The sequence below is a fragment of the Klebsiella sp. D-Nf1 genome, from assembly GCF_002810515.1.
GTDB lineage: Bacteria > Pseudomonadota > Gammaproteobacteria > Enterobacterales > Enterobacteriaceae > Klebsiella > Klebsiella variicola.
Genome location: NZ_PIOK01000006.1, coordinates 116,786 through 136,570 on the forward strand (window position 1 = coordinate 116,786; position 19,785 = coordinate 136,570).

At 57.0% G+C, this 19,785-nt stretch carries 22 protein-coding genes; 10 read left to right on the top strand and 12 right to left on the bottom strand.

What is annotated here, in order from left to right; all coding sequences use genetic code 11:
* Nucleotides 1–498: 498 nt before the first annotated feature.
* A complete protein-coding gene (locus tag CWM54_RS21330; RefSeq protein ID WP_061156001.1) occupies nt 499–1,836 on the top strand; it encodes a hemolysin family protein in 1,338 nt (445 codons plus the stop codon).
* A gap of 229 nt (nt 1,837–2,065) precedes the next feature.
* On the opposite strand, the gene CWM54_RS21340 is transcribed toward CWM54_RS21330, so the two are convergent.
* Nucleotides 2,066–2,272, bottom strand: a complete 207-nt coding sequence (locus CWM54_RS21340; RefSeq protein WP_002886707.1) for a DUF1107 domain-containing protein — start codon at nt 2,270–2,272, stop codon at nt 2,066–2,068.
* 323 nt (nt 2,273–2,595) lie between these two features.
* On the opposite strand from CWM54_RS21340, the gene CWM54_RS21345 reads away from it, so the two are divergent.
* Nucleotides 2,596–3,153 carry a YtfJ family protein gene (locus CWM54_RS21345; RefSeq protein ID WP_074387261.1) on the top strand — a complete coding sequence of 186 codons (558 nt, stop codon included), beginning with the start codon at nt 2,596–2,598 and terminating at the stop codon, nt 3,151–3,153.
* Here the strand turns inward: CWM54_RS21345 and cysQ are convergent.
* Nucleotides 3,143–3,886, bottom strand: coding sequence for a 3'(2'),5'-bisphosphate nucleotidase CysQ (gene cysQ, locus CWM54_RS21350; RefSeq protein ID WP_074387262.1), 744 nt, complete (start codon nt 3,884–3,886; stop codon nt 3,143–3,145). The genes CWM54_RS21345 and cysQ overlap by 11 nt on opposite strands.
* A 192-nt stretch (nt 3,887–4,078) precedes the next feature.
* On the opposite strand from cysQ, the gene cpdB reads away from it, so the two are divergent.
* Nucleotides 4,079–6,022, top strand: a complete 1,944-nt coding sequence (gene cpdB / locus CWM54_RS21355; protein WP_100698420.1) for a 2',3'-cyclic-nucleotide 2'-phosphodiesterase — start codon at nt 4,079–4,081, stop codon at nt 6,020–6,022.
* Nucleotides 6,023–6,668: 646 nt separating this feature from the next.
* Here the strand turns inward: cpdB and CWM54_RS21360 are convergent.
* Nucleotides 6,669–7,040, bottom strand: a complete 372-nt coding sequence (locus CWM54_RS21360; protein WP_061156005.1) for a winged helix-turn-helix transcriptional regulator — start codon at nt 7,038–7,040, stop codon at nt 6,669–6,671.
* Nucleotides 7,041–7,130: 90 nt separating this feature from the next.
* Here CWM54_RS21360 and CWM54_RS21365 point away from each other — a divergent pair, with 90 nt between their 5' ends.
* The 4 genes from CWM54_RS21365 to ytfE all read left to right on the top strand — a co-directional run bounded on the left by CWM54_RS21365 (nt 7,131) and on the right by ytfE (nt 10,673).
* Nucleotides 7,131–7,979, top strand: coding sequence for an SDR family oxidoreductase (locus tag CWM54_RS21365; RefSeq protein ID WP_100698422.1), 849 nt, complete (start codon nt 7,131–7,133; stop codon nt 7,977–7,979).
* 77 nt (nt 7,980–8,056) lie between these two features.
* Nucleotides 8,057–8,881, top strand: a complete 825-nt coding sequence (locus tag CWM54_RS21370; protein ID WP_012543102.1) for an AraC family transcriptional regulator — start codon at nt 8,057–8,059, stop codon at nt 8,879–8,881.
* A gap of 75 nt (nt 8,882–8,956) precedes the next feature.
* The gene (locus CWM54_RS21375; RefSeq protein WP_165785955.1) at nt 8,957–9,928 is read left to right on the top strand and encodes a DMT family transporter; all 972 of its coding nucleotides are present in this window, start codon (nt 8,957–8,959) and stop codon (nt 9,926–9,928) included.
* 82 nt (nt 9,929–10,010) lie between these two features.
* Nucleotides 10,011–10,673 (top strand): iron-sulfur cluster repair protein YtfE, encoded by a 663-nt coding sequence (gene ytfE / locus CWM54_RS21380; protein ID WP_061156009.1) that lies wholly within the window; start codon nt 10,011–10,013, stop codon nt 10,671–10,673.
* Between the two features lie 103 nt (nt 10,674–10,776).
* Here the strand turns inward: ytfE and cycA are convergent, their stop codons facing one another.
* Complete coding sequence (gene cycA / locus CWM54_RS21385) at nt 10,777–12,180, bottom strand: D-serine/D-alanine/glycine transporter (protein ID WP_023323511.1); 1,404 nt, start codon at nt 12,178–12,180, stop codon at nt 10,777–10,779.
* Nucleotides 12,181–12,485: 305 nt separating this feature from the next.
* Entirely contained in the window at nt 12,486–13,106 is a 621-nt protein-coding gene (gene fklB, locus CWM54_RS21390) for an FKBP-type peptidyl-prolyl cis-trans isomerase (RefSeq protein ID WP_002886687.1), read from the bottom strand.
* Nucleotides 13,107–13,324: 218 nt separating this feature from the next.
* Here fklB and CWM54_RS21395 point away from each other — a divergent pair, with 218 nt between their 5' ends.
* A complete protein-coding gene (locus tag CWM54_RS21395) occupies nt 13,325–14,002 on the top strand; it encodes a LysM-like peptidoglycan-binding domain-containing protein (RefSeq protein ID WP_100681708.1) in 678 nt (225 codons plus the stop codon).
* A gap of 108 nt (nt 14,003–14,110) precedes the next feature.
* On the opposite strand, the gene rplI is transcribed toward CWM54_RS21395, so the two are convergent.
* Genes rplI through rpsF form a run of 4 tightly spaced genes read right to left on the bottom strand, consistent with a single transcriptional unit; the run spans nt 14,111 to nt 15,549 of the window.
* A complete protein-coding gene (rplI, locus tag CWM54_RS21400; RefSeq protein WP_008807173.1) occupies nt 14,111–14,560 on the bottom strand; it encodes a 50S ribosomal protein L9 in 450 nt (149 codons plus the stop codon).
* A 41-nt stretch (nt 14,561–14,601) separates the two neighbouring features.
* A complete protein-coding gene (rpsR, locus tag CWM54_RS21405) occupies nt 14,602–14,829 on the bottom strand; it encodes a 30S ribosomal protein S18 (protein ID WP_000135199.1) in 228 nt (75 codons plus the stop codon).
* A gap of 4 nt (nt 14,830–14,833) precedes the next feature.
* Nucleotides 14,834–15,148 (bottom strand): primosomal replication protein N, encoded by a 315-nt coding sequence (priB, locus tag CWM54_RS21410; RefSeq protein WP_002885722.1) that lies wholly within the window; start codon nt 15,146–15,148, stop codon nt 14,834–14,836.
* A gap of 5 nt (nt 15,149–15,153) precedes the next feature.
* Nucleotides 15,154–15,549 (bottom strand): 30S ribosomal protein S6, encoded by a 396-nt coding sequence (gene rpsF, locus CWM54_RS21415; protein WP_008807174.1) that lies wholly within the window; start codon nt 15,547–15,549, stop codon nt 15,154–15,156.
* A 342-nt stretch (nt 15,550–15,891) separates the two neighbouring features.
* Between rpsF and CWM54_RS21420 the strand changes: the two genes are divergently transcribed.
* Together CWM54_RS21420 and CWM54_RS21425 are read left to right on the top strand one after the other, a co-directional pair.
* Nucleotides 15,892–16,167, top strand: coding sequence for a DUF1471 domain-containing protein (locus tag CWM54_RS21420; RefSeq protein ID WP_061156018.1), 276 nt, complete (start codon nt 15,892–15,894; stop codon nt 16,165–16,167).
* A 149-nt stretch (nt 16,168–16,316) separates the two neighbouring features.
* Entirely contained in the window at nt 16,317–17,510 is a 1,194-nt protein-coding gene (locus CWM54_RS21425) for an MFS transporter (protein ID WP_100681709.1), read from the top strand.
* 62 nt (nt 17,511–17,572) lie between these two features.
* Here CWM54_RS21425 and CWM54_RS21430 read toward each other — a convergent pair whose 3' ends face one another.
* The 3 genes from CWM54_RS21430 to ulaD are packed head-to-tail and all read right to left on the bottom strand — an operon-like array spanning nt 17,573 to nt 19,773.
* Nucleotides 17,573–18,259, bottom strand: a complete 687-nt coding sequence (locus CWM54_RS21430) for an L-ribulose-5-phosphate 4-epimerase (protein ID WP_100698426.1) — start codon at nt 18,257–18,259, stop codon at nt 17,573–17,575.
* Nucleotides 18,259–19,113 (bottom strand): L-ribulose-5-phosphate 3-epimerase, encoded by an 855-nt coding sequence (locus tag CWM54_RS21435; RefSeq protein WP_100698428.1) that lies wholly within the window; start codon nt 19,111–19,113, stop codon nt 18,259–18,261. Before CWM54_RS21435 ends, CWM54_RS21430 begins: the two co-directional genes overlap by 1 nt.
* A 9-nt stretch (nt 19,114–19,122) precedes the next feature.
* A complete protein-coding gene (gene ulaD / locus CWM54_RS21440) occupies nt 19,123–19,773 on the bottom strand; it encodes a 3-keto-L-gulonate-6-phosphate decarboxylase UlaD (RefSeq protein WP_008807179.1) in 651 nt (216 codons plus the stop codon).
* Nucleotides 19,774–19,785: the final 12 nt, after the last annotated feature.

Genomic DNA, 19,785 nt, shown 5'->3' on the forward strand with positions numbered 1-19,785 from the left:
TGAAATGAAACGGAAAAGAATATGACGGTATCTATATATTATCTAAATAAATGTGAAATAGTTTGCGGTATCGTTTTCAATTACAGATATATTTCTATTACTGAATACGAATGGTCAAGACGGTAAAAAATACCGATGCTATTCTCATCACAAATTTTCATCCGTTATTATCATGGCAGATGAATTTCTGTGATCGACTCCGCTCCCTTTATTAGCGGATCATCGACTTCCCTTTCACCTGCAGATGAGTCGTTCTTGTTGCGGGAATTATCCTGCGACGCACCTGTCATCATAAGTACGCGTTTACGCTGACGCGTGGCGGAGAGATAACCGCGTAATTAACAATGATTAATCAATGCTCTGGCGATTTTGCTGACTGTTACGCTATACTACCTTCTGAAATTGCCAGCCCGCGCCTGTGGGCGGGTGTTCAAGTAGCTCCCTTATAGTTCGATCAACTTCCCTTCCGAGGATCTGACCTCTACGGTCAGAAAAGATATGTTAAACAGTATTTTAGTAATACTCTGTCTGATAGCCGTCAGTGCCTTTTTTTCGATATCGGAAATCTCACTGGCCGCCTCACGTAAAATCAAACTGAAACTGCTGGCCGATGAAGGCAACGTCAACGCACAGCGCGTGCTGAAGATGCAGGAGAACCCAGGTACCTTCTTTACCGTCGTGCAGATTGGCCTCAACGCCGTTGCTATTCTTGGTGGTATCGTGGGCGACGCAGCCTTCTCCCCGGCTTTTTATAGCCTGCTCAGCGGGTATATGTCGCCGGAGCTCTCCGAGCAGCTGAGCTTCATCATCTCTTTTACCCTGGTCACCAGCTTGTTCATCCTGTTTGCTGACCTGACTCCGAAACGCATCGGTATGATTGCGCCCGAAACCGTGGCCCTGCGCATCATCAACCCGATGCGCTTCTGCCTGTTAGTCTTCCGCCCGCTGGTGTGGTTGTTTAACGGCATGGCCAACATGATCTTCCGCATCTTCAAACTGCCGATGGTGCGTAAAGACGATATTACTTCCGACGATATCTATGCCGTCGTCGAAGCCGGCGCGCTGGCCGGGGTGCTGCGCAAGCAGGAGCACGAGCTGATTGAGAACGTGTTCGAGCTGGAGTCCCGTACCGTTCCTTCCTCCATGACCCCGCGCGAAAACGTCATTTGGTTTGATTTACACGAAGACGAGCAGAGCCTGAAGAATAAAGTGGCCGAACATCCGCACTCGAAATTCCTCGTCTGTAATGAAGATATCGACCACATTATCGGTTACGTCGATTCAAAAGATCTGCTCAACCGCGTGCTGGCAAACCAAAGCCTGGTGCTGACCGGCGGCGTGCAGATCCGCAACACGCTGATCGTGCCGGACACCCTGACCCTGTCGGAAGCGCTGGAAAGCTTCAAAGCCGCCGGGGAAGACTTCGCGGTGATCATGAATGAATATGCGCTGGTGGTCGGCATTATCACGCTGAACGACGTGATGACCACCCTGATGGGCGACCTCGTCGGCCAGGGGCTGGAAGAGCAGATCGTCGCCCGTGATGAAAACTCGTGGCTGATCGATGGCGGTACGCCTATTGATGACGTGATGCGTGTGCTGGATATCGACGAGTTCCCGCAGTCCGGGAACTACGAGACCATCGGCGGCTTTATGATGTTTATGCTGCGTAAAATCCCCAAACGTACCGACGCGGTGAAGTTCTCCGGGTATAAGTTCGAGGTCGTGGATATCGATAACTACCGGATCGACCAGCTGCTGGTGACCCGTATCGATAACAAGCCAACGGTGCTGGTGCCCAAGCAGGCCGAAGCGGCGGAAAGCCAGAACGCCTGAGCGTAACCCTTTTTCTATTTTCAGGGCGGATGACTATCCGCCCTTTTTATTGCCCGAATGTGACGTCCTCGCACCCGCTTAACAAAATTGCGTTATCGGTGGGCGACAGCGATCCGGTCTGGTTCTCCCGCTTGTTTCGTAAACATATATACGGAAAGCAAGGGCTGAAAACATCAACGGCTCCCATCGGGAGCCGTCTTTTACCTACTACGTACTGCTACGTTTCAGGTTATGCCATCTCAGTTTGCAGACGCAACACCTGACGATTGACTTCGGACATCACTGACAGATGCAGCTTGTCCTTTACCTTCGGGATAAGGATTTTGCCCTTATCAAATTCAAATGCGCCAACGTCCTTGATGTACAACCGTCCACGAAACAGGATCTTCACGTACTTCGCCACTTGCAGCGGATTGTAGCGTTGGAAAATTTTCATTGTTCTCTCCTGCCAGGGTTACGCTCCTGTGGTGCCACAGTTAGCCCACGTATCGGGAGCGCAAATTTTAATGCCCTAAAACTATAGTCCAGAATCTCAGAGGGACCCAGTGTGTATAAGTTTATTTACCGTTTGATGACAATAATTCAGAATTTTCGTTTCGGACATACGATGAAGTAAGTATAAGTCGCCGTTTTTCTACTGATTTGTGCGTCATCACACAAACTGGCATCCTCATTGCGGGTAATCGCCGCCAATCGCACTTATGATTAAACGAGACCAAGTGGTCGGATCACCTGCATAAAAATGATTAAGGATTGCGCATGACCCTACGTAGCATACTGGCCGCCTCGTTACTCCTTCTCCCGCTGCTGGCCACAGCGCATAACTTCGTCGACGGCCAGCGTGTGGCGCCGGTCGGCGTCGCGGATCGGGGAGAACTCATCCTGGATAATGATCAGTTTAGCTATAAAAACTGGAATAGCTCGCAGCTGGTGGGCAAAGTGCGAGTCATCCAGCACATCGCCGGACGCTCGTCAGCAAAAGAGAAAAATGCCAACCTGATCGAAGCGATTAAAGCGGCAGGCTTCCCGCACGATCGCTACCAGACCACCACTATCGTCAACACCGACGATGCCATTCCGGGCACCGGCATGTTCGTGCGCAGCAGCATTGAGAGTAATAAAAAGCTCTTCCCGTGGTCGCAGTTTATTGTCGACAGCAATGGGCTGGCGCGTAAAGCCTGGCAGCTGGACGAGAAGAGCTCGGCGATCGTGGTGCTGGATAAGGATGGGCGCGTGCAGTGGGCCAAAGACGGTGCGCTGACCCAGCAGGAGGTGCAGCAGGTGATCGACCTGCTGCATAAGCTGCTTAATAAATAGAGACCCGGAAGCCGGGGTTGAGGAAGGATTCACGCGGCGTGTAATCGAGGGTTTTGCCCTGCCAGTCGTGAACATGCGCCCCGGCGGCCACCGCGACCGCGTGGCCGGCGGCGGTGTCCCAGGTGCTGGTCGGCCCGAAGCGCGGATAGAGCTGGGCCTGACCTTCCGCCACCAGGCAGAACTTCAGCGAAGATCCGATAGAAGTGGTTTGATGCTCGCCCAGTTGCTCAAGGTACTCCTGCAGCTCCGGATCGTTACCGTGAGAGCGGCTGATGACCACCAGCGGCGGACGGGCATCGCGGACCTGGATCTGCTTGCGCACGCCGCACTCTTCTTTCCACGCTTTGCCTTTTTCCGCGCTGTACATCACCTTCATCACCGGCGCATAGACGACGCCCAGCGTCGGCTTGCCGTTTTCAATCAGCGCGATATTGACGGTGAATTCGCCGTTACGCTTAATAAATTCTTTGGTACCGTCCAGCGGGTCGACCAGCCAGTAGCGCTGCCAGTGCTGGCGTACCTCCCACGCTGGCGGGTCCTCTTCGGAGAGAACCGGGGTGTCAGGATCCAGCGCTTGCAGACCGCTGATGATGACGTTGTGCGCTGCGATATCCGCCGCCGTGACCGGAGAATCATCTTTCTTGCTGGCCACGTTAATCGGCTGGTTTCCATCGTAGACTTCCATGATGGCATCGCCCGCGTTCCGTGCAAGCTGACATACTTGTTCTAACATTCTCCACCTCGTCTGGTTACAGTGGCGTTAACTCGTTGTTTTATTTATATCGCATCACTGCGAGTTCCGCTATCTGTGATAACGATGGCGGTTTCTCTGCCCGCTTTTCTGGCAAGATTCACATTTCTGTAAGCAACAGAATATAAATACATTTTCTTCTGTGCTATTGCTCATAAAAAAAGGACGCCTCTGATGATTAAGTTTAGCGCAACGCTCCTGGCCACGCTGATCGCCGCCAGCGTCAACGCCGCGACGGTCGATCTGCGGATCATGGAAACCACCGATCTGCACAGCAATATGATGGACTTTGACTATTACAAAGATGCCGCCACGGAGAAATTCGGTCTGGTGCGCACCGCCAGCCTGATCGAACAGGCGCGGGCAGAAGCGAAAAATAGCGTGCTGGTAGATAACGGCGATGTTATTCAGGGTAGTCCACTGGGCGACTATATGGCGGCAAAAGGGCTCAAAGAGGGTGATGTGCATCCGGTGTATAAGGCGATGAACACTCTGAATTACGCCGTCGGCAACCTGGGCAACCATGAATTCAACTACGGTCTCGACTTCCTGCACAAGGCGCTGGCCGGGGCGAAATTCCCCTACGTGAACGCCAATATCATCGATGCCAAAACCGGCAAACCGATGTTCACCCCATACCTGATTCAGGATACCCGGGTCGTGGACAGCGACGGTCAATCCCACACCCTGCGCATCGGCTATATCGGCTTTGTGCCACCGCAGATCATGACCTGGGATAAAGCCAATCTTAGAGGCAAGGTGACGGTCAACGATATTACCGAAACCGCGCGCAAATACATCCCGGAGATGCGCGCGAAAGGCGCTGATGTGGTGGTGGTGGTCGCGCACTCCGGCCTCTCCGCCGACCCGTATCAGGCGATGGCCGAGAACTCGGTCTACTACTTAAGCCAGGTGCCCGGCGTTGACGCCATTATGTTCGGCCACGCCCATGCGGTGTTCCCAGGCAAAGACTTCGCCACGATTAAAGGCGCGGATATCGCCAAAGGGACGCTGAACGGCGTACCGGCAGTGATGCCAGGGATGTGGGGTGACCATCTCGGGGTCGTCGATCTGATGCTGAACAACGACAGCGGCAAATGGCAGGTAACGCAAAGTAAAGCGGAAGCGCGGCCAATCTATGACGCGGTGGCGAAGAAATCGCTGGCGGCGGAAGATGGCAAGCTGGTCGCGGTGCTGAAAGCCGATCATGACGCCACCCGCGAATTCGTCAGTAAACCGATCGGCAAGTCCACCGACAACATGTACAGCTACCTGGCGCTGGTGCAGGACGATCCGACGGTGCAGGTGGTCAACATGGCGCAAAAGGCCTACGTCGAACACTACATTCAGGGCGACCCGGACCTGGCGAAGCTACCGGTGCTCTCTGCCGCCGCGCCGTTTAAAGTCGGCGGGCGTAAAAACGATCCAGCGAGCTTTGTCGAAGTGGAGAAAGGCCAGCTCACCTTCCGCAATGCCGCCGACCTCTATCTCTACCCCAACACCCTGGTGGTGATGAAGGTCAGCGGGAAAGAGGTTAAGGAGTGGCTGGAATGCTCCGCCGGACAGTTTAACCAGATCGATCCCGCCAGCAGCAAGCCCCAGTCGCTGATCAACTGGGACGGCTTCCGCACCTATAACTTTGACGTGATTGACGGGGTGGACTACCAGATTGACGTCACCCAGCCGGCCCGCTACGACGGCGAATGCCAGATGATTCACCCGCAGTCAGAGCGCATTAAAGACCTGACCTTTAACGGTAAACCCATCGATCCGCAGGCCATTTTCCTGGTCGCGACCAATAACTATCGCGCTTACGGCGGCAAATTCGCCGGCACCGGTGAGAGTCATATCGCCTTTGCCTCACCGGATGAAAACCGTTCAGTGCTGGCGGCGTGGATAGGCGCGCAATCGAAAAAGGATGGCGCGATCCATCCGGCGGCGGATAACAACTGGCGTCTGGCGCCGATCCACAGCAACACGCCGCTGGATATTCGTTTTGAGACCTCGCCAGGCGACAAAGCCGCGGCGTTTATCAAAGAGAAAGCGCAGTATCCAATGCGCCAGGTGGCCACCGATGATATCGGCTTCGCCATTTATCAGCTGGATTTGAGCAAGTAATGCCTGTTCCCCGGTGGCGCTGCGCTTACCGGGGCTACAAACCGGTGCTGACGGGTAGCCCGGATAAGGCGCCAGCCGCTATCCGGGAATATCCCCCCCCGGTGGCGCTGCGCTTTCCGGGGCTACAAACCGGAGCTGACGGGTAGCCCGGATAAGGCGCCAGCCGCTATCCGGGTACATCTCCCCGGTGGCGCTGTGCTTACCGGGGCTACAAACCGGAGCTGACGGGTAGCCCGGATAAGGCGCCAGCCGCTATCCGGGAATATCCCCCCGGTGGCGCTGCGCTTTCCGGGGCTACAAACCGGTGCTGACGGGTAGCCCGGATAAGGCGCCAGCCGCTATCCGGGTACATCTCCCCGGTGCCGCTGCGCTTACCGGGGCTACAAACCGGGGCTGACGGGTAGCCCGGATAAGGCGCCAGCCGCTATCCGGGAATATCTCCCCGGTGGCGCTGTGCTTACCGGGGCTACAAACCGGAGCTGACGGGTAGCCCGGATAAGGCGCCAGCCGCTATCCGGGTACATCTCCCCGGTGGCGCTGCGCTTTCCGGGGCTACAAACCGGAGCTGACGGGTAGCTCGGATAAGGCGCCAGCCGCTATCCGGGAACATCTCCCCGGTGGCGGGGCTACAGGGAGTGATACATTGTCACTCCCCATGGTTAGCCAGCACCGCAGGCAGATTGCTCTCGATCCAGTCCGCCAGCGCCGCCACCTTCTCGCTCACCTGCAGGCCGAGCGGCGTCAGGCTATATTCAACGTGTGGCGGTACCACCGGATAAGAGACGCGGTCGATAAAACCATCCTGCTCCAGCGACTGCAGCGACTGCGCCAGCATCTTTTCGCTGACCCCACCCATTTTGCGGCGCAGATCGCTGAAGCGATGGGTCCCCTCGCGCAGCGCCACCAGAATCAACACGCCCCAGCGACTGGTGACATGTTTAAGCACATCGCGTGACGGGCACTGTTCCGCAAACAGGTTGCCGTTGCGCAGTTTCTCGCTCAGCGTCGGTTCGGCCATTTTCACACTTACCTTTTTGTACGTACTTACTAAAAGTTAGTTAAGGTGTTAGCTTACCACAACTGCCAATAAACACGAAGGAGAAGACCCATGATCGCCCTTACCGGTGCCACCGGCCAGCTTGGCCACTACGTTCTGCAAGACCTGTTAAAAACCGTTCCTGCCAGCCAGATTGTGGCGATTGTCCGCAACCCGGCAAAAGCCCAGGCGCTCAGCCAGCAGGGCGTTGTCGTCCGCCAGGCCGAGTACGGCGATGAAGCGGCGCTAACCGCCGCGCTGCAGGGCGTGGATAAACTGCTGTTAATCTCCTCCAGCGAAGTCGGTCAGCGCGCCGTTCAGCATCGCAACGTCATCAACGCCGCCAAAGCCGCTGGGGTGAAATTTATCGCCTACACCAGCCTGCTGCACGCCGACACCTCGCCGCTGGGCCTGGCCGGTGAACACATTGAAACCGAGCAGATGCTGGCCGACTCTGGTATCGCTTACGCCCTGCTGCGCAATGGCTGGTATACCGAAAACTATCTGGCCAGCGCGCCGCCGGCGCTGGAGCATGGCGTGTTTATCGGCGCCGCTGGCGAGGGTAAAATTGCCTCCGCCACCCGCGCGGATTATGCCACCGCTGCCGCCCGCGTTATCGCCGGTGAAGGCCATGAAGGGAAAATTTACGAACTGGCGGGTGATAACGCCTGGACGCTGAGCGAGCTGGCTGCCGAGCTGAGCACGCAAAGCGGGAAAAACGTGGTCTACCAGAACCTCAGCGAAGCTGATTTCGCCGCCGCGCTGAAAAGCGTTGGTCTGCCAGCGGGTCTGGCGGATATGCTGGCGGATTCCGACGTCGGCGCGTCGAAAGGCGGGCTGTTTGACGACAGCCGCACCCTGAGTACGCTGATCGGCCGTCCGACCACCTCCCTTGCCGAAAGCGTGAAAGGCATTCTGTAACCGCCCCTCTCAGCTTTTGCGGTTGCGTCCCGGCGGTTCCTCTCTCATATTGAAGGGATAACCGTCGGGAGGCAGGCATGCAGGGCGTACCACCCCAATTTAGTGATGAAAAAGATCGCGCGCGCTTTCGCCATCTCGAACAGCTGCCCGGGGTGGAGCTTTACCACGCCCATATCTCCCGCTACGCCTTTGAACCCCATACCCACGAAGCCTTCGGCATCGGCGTGATTGAGCAAGGCGCTGAGCGCTTTCGCTACCGCGGCAGCCAGCATATCGCCGCCGCAAACGCCATTGTCACCATGAATCCCGACGAGCTGCACACCGGCGAAGCGGAAACCGCCGACGGCTGGCGCTACCGGATGATTTATCTGGAGCCGGACCGTCTGGAAGCCATCACCGGGGTGCGCGACTGGTGGTTCAGCGAGGTGGTTCGCGAGGATCCTCTACGTTCCCGACAGATTGGCCAGCTGATTTATGGCCTGTGGCATAGCGACGATCCGCTGGCCCAGCAGGGACTGCTGCTCGACCTCATCGACGCCTTCCGCCCTCTGGCCCACCATGCCTCTGCGCAGGGTGAGGCCGGGCATCGCTTCGACCGCGTGCGCGACTACCTGCACGATAACTATATGCGCCCCATCACCCTCGACGAGCTGGCGCAGGTGGCGGCGCTTAGCCCGTACCACTTTCAGCGCCAGTTTAAAGCCCACTATCACGTGACGCCCCATCAGATGCTGATGGCCATCCGTCTGTGGCGCGCCAAGGCATTTCTCACCCACGGTATGCCCGCCGCCGAAGTGGCGATAGCCGTCGGCCTCACCGACCAGTCCCACCTGACCCGCGCCTTCACCCTGCGTTACGGTATTACGCCGGTGCGCTATCAGAAGCAGGTCGCCAGGCGCTAATGCGCAATCTCATACAATATTCCTGCCCGGCCCCCTTCTACACTGCAGACAACTGTGATGACAACGGATGCAATGATGATTAGTGGTGTGTTGTACGCCCTGCTGGCGGGGCTGATGTGGGGATTAATCTTTGTCGGGCCTTTGCTGGTGCCAGAATATCCGGCGACGCTGCAGTCGATGGGACGCTATCTGGCGCTGGGCCTGATCGCCCTGCCGCTGGCGTGGCTCGGGCGCGCGCGTTTGCGCCAGTTGAGCCGGAACGACTGGTGGACTGCGCTGGGCCTGACGATGATGGGGAATCTTATCTATTACGTCTGCCTGGCCAGTGCTATTCAGCGCACCGGGGCGCCGATCTCCACCATGATTATCGGCACGCTGCCGGTGGTACTGCCGGTGTTCGCCAATCTGCTCTACAGCCAGCGTGACGGTAAGCTACCGTGGCGGCGTCTGTTTCCGGCGCTGGTCTGCATCGCCGTGGGCCTGATCTGCGTTAACGTCGCAGAACTGCGCCAGGGGCTGCCTGATTTTAGCCCGTGGCGCTACGGATCCGGCATCGCGCTGGCGCTGGGATCGGTGGTCTGCTGGGCCTGGTATGCGCTGCGCAACGCTCGCTGGCTGCGGGAAAACCCGCATCAACCGCCAATGATGTGGGCTACCGCTCAGGCGCTGGTGACGCTTCCGGTTTCGCTGGTCGGCTATCTCGCCGCCTGCGCCTGGCTGCACGGTCAGCACGCCGGGTTTCCCCTGCCCTTCGGCCCGCGCCCGGCGGTGTTCATTACGCTGATGCTGGCCATCGCGGTGCTCTGTTCGTGGGTTGGCGCGCTGTGCTGGAATATTGCCAGCCAGCGGCTGCCGACGGTGATCCTCGGGCCGCTGATTGTCTTCGAAACCCTGGCCGGGCTCCTGTATACCTTTCTGCTGCGGCAAAGTTTACCGCCGCTGTTAACCCTGAGTGGGATCCTGCTGCTGGTGCTCGGCGTGGTCTCCGCCGTACGCGCCAGACCGGAAAAACCGATGTTGCAGCCGCTGACGGACGAAAAAAAGTAGCCAGGCCTCCTTAAGGGGTATTCCCTCGCCACAAAGGTGCATTTAAAATGCATCTTATATTTCTGATGACGAGGTAACTGCTATGGCTTTCCGTGACCAACCTTTAGGCGAGCTGGCGCTGACCATCCCGCGCGCCTCCGCCCTGTTCCGTCAATACGATATGGATTACTGCTGCGGTGGCAAACAGACGCTGGCGCGCGCTGCATCGCGTAAAGCGCTGGATGTCGCGGTGATTGAAGCCGAGCTGGCGAAACTGGCCGAGCAGCCTCTCTCCCGCGACTGGCGCGCAGCGCCCCTCGCGGAGATCATCGACCATATCATCGTTCGCTATCACGACCGGCACCGCGAACAGCTGCCGGAGCTGATCCTGCAGGCGACGAAGGTTGAACGTGTGCATGCCGATAAACCGAACGTGCCGAAAGGGCTGACCAAATACCTGACCATGCTGCATCAGGAACTCTCCAGCCACATGATGAAAGAGGAGCAGATCCTGTTCCCGATGATCAAACAGGGGATGGGTGCCCAGGCCGGGGGCCCGATCAGCGTGATGGAAAGTGAGCATGACGAAGCGGGTGAACTGCTGGAAGTCATTAAGCACATCACCCATAACGTGACGCCGCCGCCGGAAGCGTGCACCACCTGGAAGGCGATGTATAACGGTATCAACGAGATGATTGACGATCTGATGGAGCACATCAGTCTGGAAAATAACGTGCTGTTCCCGCGTGCCCTCGCCGGAAAGTAAAGAAAAAGGCGCCCGCAGGCGCCCTCGACATTGTCCGTCTTTTTGGCCACCCCGGGTGGCCTTTTTTATGACGGGCCGTTGCAAGCAACGTTAACATTTTCGTTTATTTCGCCAGACGTTTTTTGCCGGCAAACAGCCAGCCCGCGCCCAGCAGAACAAACCACAGCGGGGTGACCATCAGCGCTTCACGGGTATCATCTTCCAGGGTCAACAGCACCAGTACGAAGACGAAGAAGGCCATACACACCCAGCACATGAATTTGCCCAGCGGCATCTTATATTTGGACTTCTCGTGCAGCTGCGGGCGCTGTTTACGGTAGACCAGATAAGAGCAGAGGATAATCGTCCAGACGAACATAAACAGGATCGCCGACACCGTGGTGATCATGGTGAACGCGGCAATCACGCTCGGGTTGACCATCAGCATGACCACACCGCCCAGCAGGCACATGCAGGAGAAGGTTAAACCCTTCGCCGGCACCGCACGCTTCGACAGCTTGGCGAACATCTTCGGCGCCTGACCATCCTGCGCCAGACCGAACAACATACGGCTGGTAGAGAACACGCCGCTGTTGGCCGAGGAGGCTGCGGAAGTCAGCACCACAAAGTTAATCAGGCTCGCCGCCGCCGGCAGGCCGACCAGCACGAACAGCTCAACGAACGGGCTCTTGCTCGGCACCACGGAGCTCCACGGCGTCACCGACATAATCACAATCAGCGCGAAGACGTAGAACATAATGATACGCAGCGGGATGGAGTTAATCGCCCGCGGCAGGGATTTCTCCGGGTCTTTGGTTTCGGCGGCGGTGGTACCGACCAGCTCAATCCCCACGAAGGCGAACACCGCTATCTGGAAGCCAGCAAAGAAGCCGCTCAGCCCTTTCGGGAACCAACCGCCGTCATTCCACAGATGGGCGAAAGAGGCTTCGACGCCGGTAGGCGATTTGAAATGCATCATGACCATCACCAGGCCGACGACAATCAGCGCCACGATGGCGACGATTTTGATCATCGCGAACCAGAACTCCATTTCGCCAAACATTTTGACGGTGGCAAGGTTCAGGCCCAGCAGCAGCAGGATCACCGCCAGCGACGCAACCCAGTCGGAGAGTCCGGGAAACCAGAACTGCGCGTAGGCGGTGATCGCCACTACGTCCGCCATTCCGGTGACGACCCAACAGAACCAATAGGTCCAGCCGGTAAAGTAGCCCGCCCACGGCCCCAGCAGATCGGCCGCAAAATCGCTGAAGGATTTATATTCGAGGTTCGACAGCAGTAATTCGCCCATGGCTCGCATAACGAAAAACAGCATAAAACCGATAATCATATAAACAAAAATAATAGATGGCCCGGCAAGACTGATAGTTTTGCCAGAACCCATAAATAACCCAGTGCCGATCGCCCCGCCAATCGCAATCAGCTGAATATGTCGGTTTGTGAGATTTCGCCGTAGCGATTGTTCAGTCGGCTCCTGCTCAATAGCAGCGACTTTAACCTGATCTACCATGTGATTTCTTCCTGTTGTACCTGTCTGTGTTGTTCAGGCTCTGATGGCCCGTCGTCTGTCATTAACCCCAGCAAGGGCTAGTCGATATTAGGTAAGAATCGGAGGGATGAATACTATGATTTAGATATAATGTTAATTTTATGTTTAAAGTGAGTGTTATATCACTCATCCACCGCGAAATAGCTCACAAAAATACACCCATATGCGATGAATGCAAAACATAATTCTAATTAATTTTTAACTTAAGGATTTTACGCTATTTTTGCGGCTTCCCCCACCTCAGGGGAAGAGGAAGCCTCTGCTGTTTAGATAATATCCAGCAGTTCAACTTCGAAGATCAGGGTGCTGAACGGAGGAATCGACGCGCCAGCGCCGCGTTCGCCGTAGGCCAGGTTGTGCGGGATCGTCAGTTCCCATTTAGAACCGACCGGCATCAAGGTCAGCGCTTCAATCCAGCCGCCAATTACGCCGGTCACCGGGAATTCAGCTGGCTCACCACGGGCGACGGAGCTGTCGAAGACGGTGCCGTCGATCAGTTTGCCGGTGTAGTGCACGCGTACGCGGTCGGTACGTGCCGGGATCGGGCCTTCGCCCTGGGTCAGTACGCGGAACTGCAGACCAGATTCGGTGCTGTTCACCCCCTCTTTCTCGCGGTTTTCATCGAGGTATTTCTGGCCGTCGGCGGCCATAGCCTGGAAACGTTCGCGGCGTACGGCGTCAGCACGCTCGTGGATTTCACGCAGCGCACGGTGAACGGCTTCTACCGGCACCTGCGGCTGGTTACCTTCCAGCGCATCAGCGATACCCGCCACCAGCGCTTCCGGCAGCAGCCCCTGCAGGCCGGATTCGCTCAGCTGTTGTCCAACCTGCAAGCCGATACCGTAACTTGCCTGCGCTTCGATAGTGTCAAAAGTTGGGGTTGCCATCTTTGTTCCTTTTTGGGTGATAAACATCAAGAGAAAAGCGTGCGAAAGCATAACAGCCATAGCGAAATGGGTAAAACTTTGTCGGCGGATGATGACAAATCTCAGCGAAACAGAAACAATAGGTGGCAGCAGGTTAACTTTACTTTGTTCCGGTCATCAGGACGTTAGCCATCTATACTCATATGCAGGATAAAAATATGCGGAGCAGGAGGAAAGCCATGCCCGGGCGCTTTGAACTGACATCTACCCTGGCGAAGATCTGGCACGCCCCGGATCATTTTCGCCTCCTGGACCCGCTGCCCCCGATGCACCGCCGGGGTATCATCGCTGGCTTCCTGTTGGTCATTATCGGTATCCTTCTTCCTTCCGACGATAGCCAAAGCCCGGCGACAAACAGCCGCGAAGCGAACCTGAATCTTCAGTCGCAGTCCCAGCCGCAAACTGGCGGCAATCAGGCCGTTCCGCTGCCGCCGATCACCAATACGCCGACCGTGAGCGATGCCGATCAGATGGCGCCCGTCGCCCCGGAGCCGATTCAGGACGAGCAGCCAGATCAGGCGCAGACGCAGACGCAGCAGCCAGCGTCCCAACCGTATCAATCCTCGCAGCAGCAGTCCGCACCGGGCATTGAGCAGCAGTGGCGGACCTATCGCATCGAGTCAGGCAAAACCCTGGCCCAGCTGTTCCGCGATCATGGGCTGCCGGCCACCGACGTCTACGCGATGGCGCAGGTTGAAGGCGCTGGCAAACCATTAAGCACGTTGCAGAGCGGACAGACGGTGCAAATTCGGCAGAACGCCAACGGCGTAGTCACCGGCCTCACTATCGATACCGGCAACGGCCAGCAGGTGTTGTTTACCCGCCAGTCGAACGGCAGCTTTGTGCGTGCGCGATAGCGGAGAAGACGACAGCAAGCGTTACGCCGCCGCAAAATGAAAGGCGCTAAAAAGCAAAACGCCGGCACAAGGCCGGCGATTTGTTGTTACCAGAACGTCAGAGGCCGATTACTCAGCAACCACGTTGATGATAACTTTAGCGAATACTTCGCTGTGAACCTGGAAGTCCACTTCGTGCTCGCCAACGTTACGCAGAACGCCGTTCGGCAGGCGAACTTCGCTCTTAGCAACTTTAACGCCTGCTGCAGTAACAGCGTCAGCGATGTCGCGAGTACCGATGGAACCGAACAGTTTACCTTCGTCGCCAGCTTTGGACGCGATGGTTACGGATTCCAGGGCGTTGATCTGCGCAGCACGAGCTTCAGCAGCTGACAGAACGTCAGCCAGTTTGGCTTCCAGTTCAGCGCGACGTGCTTCGAAGAATTCAACGTTTTTCTTGGTAGCAGGAACAGCTTTACCCTGCGGGACCAGGAAGTTACGAGCGTAGCCCGCTTTAACGTTAACCTGATCACCCAGGCTACCCAGGTTTGCTACTTTATCAAGCAGAATAACTTGCATTACCTTATCCTCTCAAAGTCGTATTAATGGACCGTGACCGATTACTGATGACGATCAGTGTACGGCAGCAGGGACAGGTAGCGAGCGCGTTTGATAGCGCGAGCCAGCTGACGCTGGTATTTTGCACGGGTACCGGTGATACGGCTCGGGACAATCTTACCGCTTTCGGTGATGTAGTTTTTCAGCGTAGCGATATCTTTATAGTCGATCTCTTGAACGCCTTCCGCGGTGAAACGGCAGAACTTGCGACGACGGAAATAACGTGCCATATGGCTAGTCTCCAGAATCTATCAATTCAATCTGCTCGGCATGCAGAACCATTTTGCTCAAGCCGTTCTTTGCCTTATGGCAAGAGATGAACCCTCGAACGGTTACTGCGCTACCGACCGTTATACTGTGAGTAATGGCCTGGTTCTCGTGACCGCTAATAATAACGGGCATTTGACACCATGCCTGCCGGTGAAAACCGGCTTCCTCCTGCACTGAACGATGCTCAAGCACGAACTGGCAGTGAGGAATTCCTGACGGGCTGACCTTACGAAGTGGAGTCCTGCAAATAATGCCGGACAGCTCCAGACGGTTGGTCATCAGGATTACTCTTCAGAATCCCCAGCTTCAGAATCATCTGCGGTTTCGTTGGCGAAATCTTCGCGACGCTCACGGCGCTCGTCTTTCGCTTTAACCATCGGAGATGCTTCGGTAACAGCGTGCTTAGTACGCATTACCATGCTGCGGATAACGGCGTCGTTGAAGCGGAAGTTAGTTTCCAGCTCATCGATCGCTTCCTGCGGTGCTTCAACGTTCAGCAGAACGTAGTGAGCTTTGTGCAGTTTGTTGATCGGATAAGCCAGCTGACGGCGGCCCCAGTCTTCCAGACGGTGGATCGTACCTGCTGCTGCAGTGATTGCACCAGTGTAACGTTCGATCATGCCCGGAACCTGTTCGCTCTGGTCAGGATGGACCATAAAAACGATTTCGTAATGACGCATCGAATTGCTCCTTACGGATTATTCAGCCTCCTGTCTGGGTCAGCCGCGGCCCATGGAGGCAAGGAACGTGTTAAAGGGCGGCTGAAAAATTGACGCGTCATTCTAATGGCGCCCCCCCAGGAACACAAGCGCATTTGCACAATTAATTCGCACTAAGCGCCAAGTTGCGCTAAGTGGGTGATTTAAAATTAACCAATAACGGAAGCGGCATTTTTTTGAACAACTGCATCAGAAAAGGTCGCCATGCGCCGGATACGCAGCGATTACACTTAAATCAGAAACCCAATGCCCACAGGAGAGCCCCCGAGTCAGCGTCAGGACTGTCAGTCAGGAGCGTAGTATATGAAACTGAAAATCATCGTCATGATGGCCGCGCTTTTCTTCAGCGCCAACGCGCTGGCAGCTATCCAAATCACCGAACGACAGGCCCGCAACATGGACGACGTGCAGAGCCTCGGCGTTATCTATATCAATCATAATATGGCCACTGAGCACGAGGCCGAGCAGGCCCTTAGCCAGATGAGCGATGCGCAGGGGGCGAAATACTTTCAGCCCATCCTGATGCACGAACCAGAAACCAATGGCCCGCTTCGCGCCAGCGCGGTGATTTACCGCTAACGCCTGCCCGATTCTTCGCCTCTCCTCGCGAGGGGCGAAGCAAGGCCTGCGCCTAAACGCAATTGAGAATTATTTTACAAACCGACTTATCAGCGTCATCACAACCTGATTTAATCAGCCACTCGCCTTTCGATAATCAGGAGTGATTGATGGTTCCGCGTTTCGCCACCTTAGGCCGTATCCCCAAAGGCGTTTGGGTACTCGGCGGCGTCAGCCTGCTGATGGATGTCTCCTCCGAGATGATCCACAGCCTCTTACCGCTGTTTATGGCCACCACCCTCGGCGCCAGCGTGATAATTATCGGTCTTATTGAGGGGCTGGCAGAAGCCACCGCCCTGATCCTGAAAGTCTTCTCCGGCGTGATCAGCGACTATGTCGGTAAGCGCAAAGGACTGGCGCTGCTGGGATACGGCCTGGGCGCGCTCAGCAAGCCGCTGTTTGCCATCGCCCCCACCGCCGGAGTGGTGTTTAGCGCCCGCATGATCGACCGCGTGGGTAAGGGCATTCGCGGCGCGCCGCGCGATGCGCTGGTTGCTGACGTCACGCCGCCGGAGATCCGCGGCGCTGCCTTCGGGCTACGTCAGGCGCTGGATACCGTCGGCGCGTTTCTCGGTCCGCTGCTGGCGGTGCTACTGATGTTTATCTGGGCCAACGATTTCCACGCCATTTTCTGGGTGGCGGTCATTCCCGCCGTGTTCTCCATTCTCCTGCTGGGTTTTGGCCTGCAGGAGCCAAAATCCGCCATCGCCCATAAACGCAGCAATCCGCTGAAGCGCGAAAATCTGCAAAAGCTCTCCGCCGCCTACTGGTGGGTGGTCGCCATCGGCAGCATCTTCACCCTCGCCCGCTTCAGCGAGGCCTTTCTGGTGCTGCGCGCCCAGCAGATGGATATCCCGCTGTTTACCATCCCGCTGGTCATGGTGGCGATGAACCTGGTCTACAGCCTCACGGCCTACCCGTTCGGTAAACTCTCAGACAGCATGAGTCACAGCAAACTGCTGCAGTGGGGACTGCTGGTGCTGATCCTCGCCGATATTGTGCTAGCGCTCAGCGGCCACTGGAGTACGCTGCTGCTCGGCGTTGCGCTGTGGGGAGTTCATATGGGAATGACCCAGGGCCTGCTGGCGGCGATGGTCGCCCATACGGCGCCGCCGGAACTACGCGGTACGGCATTCGGCATGTTCAACCTGATGAGCGGCCTGGCGCTGCTGCTGGCCAGTACCGGCGCAGGGGTACTGTGGGAAACCTTCGGCGCCGCCTCGACATTTTACGCTGGCGCGATGATTTGCGTGGTCACGCTCATCGGCATGCGCGTGATGCCATCGGCCTATCGTCAGGATTAAAAACGGCTCCGGAGCCAGACCAGTTGCTTCACCGTGACGGTGAAAGCCCCGGAGCACGCTGTTTACTTCTGCCCGTAGTAGGCGTTTGGCCCGTGTTTACGCAGAAAATGTTTTTTCATCAGCCAGCTGTCGATGGGCTGCAGCTGCGGATTAATGCCGCGGGCAATCCACGCCATGCGCGCCACTTCTTCCATCACCACCGCGTTGTGTACCGCCTCGTGGGCGTCTTTGCCCCAGGCAAACGGCCCGTGCTGATAGACGACGATCCCTGGCGTATGCAGCGGATTCGACGCACCCAGCGTTTCGATAATCACCTGCCCGGTGTTCAGTTCGTAAGCCTCGTCCACCTCCTGTGCGCTAAGCGCCCGGGTGCAGGGGATATCACCGAAGAAATAATCCGCATGAGTGGTGCCGAGCGCCGGGATCGCCAGCCCCGCCTGCGCCCAGGCAGTGGCGTGCGTCGAGTGGGTATGCACCACCCCGCCAAGGTCGGGATAACGACGATAGAGCGCCAGATGGGTGGCGGTATCGGAAGAGGGGCGATACAGCCCTTCCACCACGTTGCCCTCGAGATCGACCACCGTCATATCCTCGACGGTCATTGATTCGTAGGCGACGCCGCTGGGCTTGATCGCCACCAGCCCGCGCTGCCGGTCAATGGCGCTGACGTTGCCCCAGGTGAAGGTCACCAGGCCGTAGCGCGGCAGATCCATATTGGCCTCGAACACCTGCTGTTTCAGTTGTTGCATTACGCCGCCTCCATCAGGCCCGCACGGGCCATCCGCGCCTTCACCCAGTCACGTGCCTTCGCCACCTCCGCCAGCGGGTCAGCGCTGGTTTCGCTCCACATCTCAATCAGATACGGGCCACAGTAGCCGGTTTGCTTGAGCGTTTCGAAGCAGCGTTCAAAATCGACCACCCCTTCGCCGAACGGCACGTTTTTAAAGACGCCAGGTTTCGTGTCTTTGACGTGTACCGCCACGATATGCCCGCTCCCCGCCTTCAGTTCCATCTGGACGTCGTTATCCCACGCTGACAGATTGCCGATATCAGGGTAAAGCTGGAACCACGGATTATTCAGGTAATGGGCGTAGCCTAAGGCCTTACTGATCGAGTTCATCAGCGGGTAATCCATGATCTCCATCGCCAGCGTGACCTGGGCACGGCTGGCCATCTCGACGCTCTGTTTCAGGCCGTCGCGAAAGCGGCGGCGCGTCTCATCGTTCGCCTGCTGGTAATAGACGTCGTAGCCTGCCAGCTGGATCACCCGGATCCCCACATCCTGCGCCAGCTGGATGGCTTTACGCATAATTTCCAGCCCCTGATGACGCACCGCGTCGTCTTCACTACCCAGCGGAAAACGGCGATGGGCGCTAAGGCACATCGATGGTACCCGGACGCCAGTGTCAGCCACCGCCTTGACCAGCGCCAGACGCTGCTCGGGGCTCCAGTCCAGTCGCGCAAGGCGAGCGTCCGTTTCATCGAGAGACATTTCCACAAAATCAAAACCCAGCGCCTTCGCCAGCTGCAGCCGCTCCAGCCAGCACTCCCCGGCGGGGAGCGCTTTTTCATAGATGCCGAGCGGAATGGATTTCGCCAACATAGTCGCTCCTTAACCCCACAGCTGGGCGATAGAGCGTTTAAACTGGCGCGCCGCTTCTACCGGCGAGGCGGCATCGCGGATGCTGCGCCCGGCAATAAAGACGTGGATAGGGATCCCGGCGAACAGCGGCAGGTCTTCCAGCGCCAGGCCGCCGGTGACAGTCACTTTGAAGCCCATATCTGACAAACGTTTAATCGCGCTGATATCCGCCTCACTCCACGCCACGCCTGCCGCCTGTGCGTCGCGGCTGCGGTGATAGACCACCTGCTGAATACCCGCCTCGCGCCATGCCTGCGCCTGCTCCCAGGTCCAGAAGCCGGTCAGCTCAATTTGCACATCGCCGTTAAATTCTTTGGCGACGTCCAGCGCCCCTTTGGCGGTATTGATATCGGCACAGCAGATCACCGTGACCCAGTCGGCGTTGGCTTCAAAGCACATCCGCGACAGGATCTTGCCGGCGTCGGCAATTTTGGCGTCTGCCAGCACGATTTTATGCGGATACAGCGCTTTCAGATCGCGCACCGCACGCACCCCTTCGCCGACGCAAAGAATAGTGCCGACTTCAATGATATCCACCTCTTCGGCGATCAGGCGGGTCGTTTCATAGGCGCTGGCCAGCGTTTGGTTGTCCAGAGCGACCTGTAACATAGGTAATGACATGATGGTGTTCCT

Excerpts from the sequence above, each read along its gene's own strand:
- CWM54_RS21330 (WP_061156001.1), top strand. The coding sequence starts at position 499 with ATGTTAAACAGTATTTTAGTAATACTCTGTCTGATAGCCGTCAGTGCC.
- CWM54_RS21340 (WP_002886707.1), bottom strand. The coding sequence starts at position 2,272 with ATGAAAATTTTCCAACGCTACAATCCGCTGCAAGTGGCGAAGTACGTG.
- CWM54_RS21345 (WP_074387261.1), top strand. The coding sequence starts at position 2,596 with ATGACCCTACGTAGCATACTGGCCGCCTCGTTACTCCTTCTCCCGCTG.
- cysQ (WP_074387262.1), bottom strand. The coding sequence starts at position 3,886 with ATGTTAGAACAAGTATGTCAGCTTGCACGGAACGCGGGCGATGCCATC.
- cpdB (WP_100698420.1), top strand. The coding sequence starts at position 4,079 with ATGATTAAGTTTAGCGCAACGCTCCTGGCCACGCTGATCGCCGCCAGC.
- CWM54_RS21360 (WP_061156005.1), bottom strand. The coding sequence starts at position 7,040 with ATGGCCGAACCGACGCTGAGCGAGAAACTGCGCAACGGCAACCTGTTT.
- CWM54_RS21365 (WP_100698422.1), top strand. The coding sequence starts at position 7,131 with ATGATCGCCCTTACCGGTGCCACCGGCCAGCTTGGCCACTACGTTCTG.
- CWM54_RS21370 (WP_012543102.1), top strand. The coding sequence starts at position 8,057 with ATGCAGGGCGTACCACCCCAATTTAGTGATGAAAAAGATCGCGCGCGC.
- CWM54_RS21375 (WP_165785955.1), top strand. The coding sequence starts at position 8,957 with ATGATTAGTGGTGTGTTGTACGCCCTGCTGGCGGGGCTGATGTGGGGA.
- ytfE (WP_061156009.1), top strand. The coding sequence starts at position 10,011 with ATGGCTTTCCGTGACCAACCTTTAGGCGAGCTGGCGCTGACCATCCCG.
- cycA (WP_023323511.1), bottom strand. The coding sequence starts at position 12,180 with ATGGTAGATCAGGTTAAAGTCGCTGCTATTGAGCAGGAGCCGACTGAA.
- fklB (WP_002886687.1), bottom strand. The coding sequence starts at position 13,106 with ATGGCAACCCCAACTTTTGACACTATCGAAGCGCAGGCAAGTTACGGT.
- CWM54_RS21395 (WP_100681708.1), top strand. The coding sequence starts at position 13,325 with ATGCCCGGGCGCTTTGAACTGACATCTACCCTGGCGAAGATCTGGCAC.
- rplI (WP_008807173.1), bottom strand. The coding sequence starts at position 14,560 with ATGCAAGTTATTCTGCTTGATAAAGTAGCAAACCTGGGTAGCCTGGGT.
- rpsR (WP_000135199.1), bottom strand. The coding sequence starts at position 14,829 with ATGGCACGTTATTTCCGTCGTCGCAAGTTCTGCCGTTTCACCGCGGAA.
- priB (WP_002885722.1), bottom strand. The coding sequence starts at position 15,148 with ATGACCAACCGTCTGGAGCTGTCCGGCATTATTTGCAGGACTCCACTT.
- rpsF (WP_008807174.1), bottom strand. The coding sequence starts at position 15,549 with ATGCGTCATTACGAAATCGTTTTTATGGTCCATCCTGACCAGAGCGAA.
- CWM54_RS21420 (WP_061156018.1), top strand. The coding sequence starts at position 15,892 with ATGAAACTGAAAATCATCGTCATGATGGCCGCGCTTTTCTTCAGCGCC.
- CWM54_RS21425 (WP_100681709.1), top strand. The coding sequence starts at position 16,317 with ATGGTTCCGCGTTTCGCCACCTTAGGCCGTATCCCCAAAGGCGTTTGG.
- CWM54_RS21430 (WP_100698426.1), bottom strand. The coding sequence starts at position 18,259 with ATGCAACAACTGAAACAGCAGGTGTTCGAGGCCAATATGGATCTGCCG.
- CWM54_RS21435 (WP_100698428.1), bottom strand. The coding sequence starts at position 19,113 with ATGTTGGCGAAATCCATTCCGCTCGGCATCTATGAAAAAGCGCTCCCC.
- ulaD (WP_008807179.1), bottom strand. The coding sequence starts at position 19,773 with ATGTCATTACCTATGTTACAGGTCGCTCTGGACAACCAAACGCTGGCC.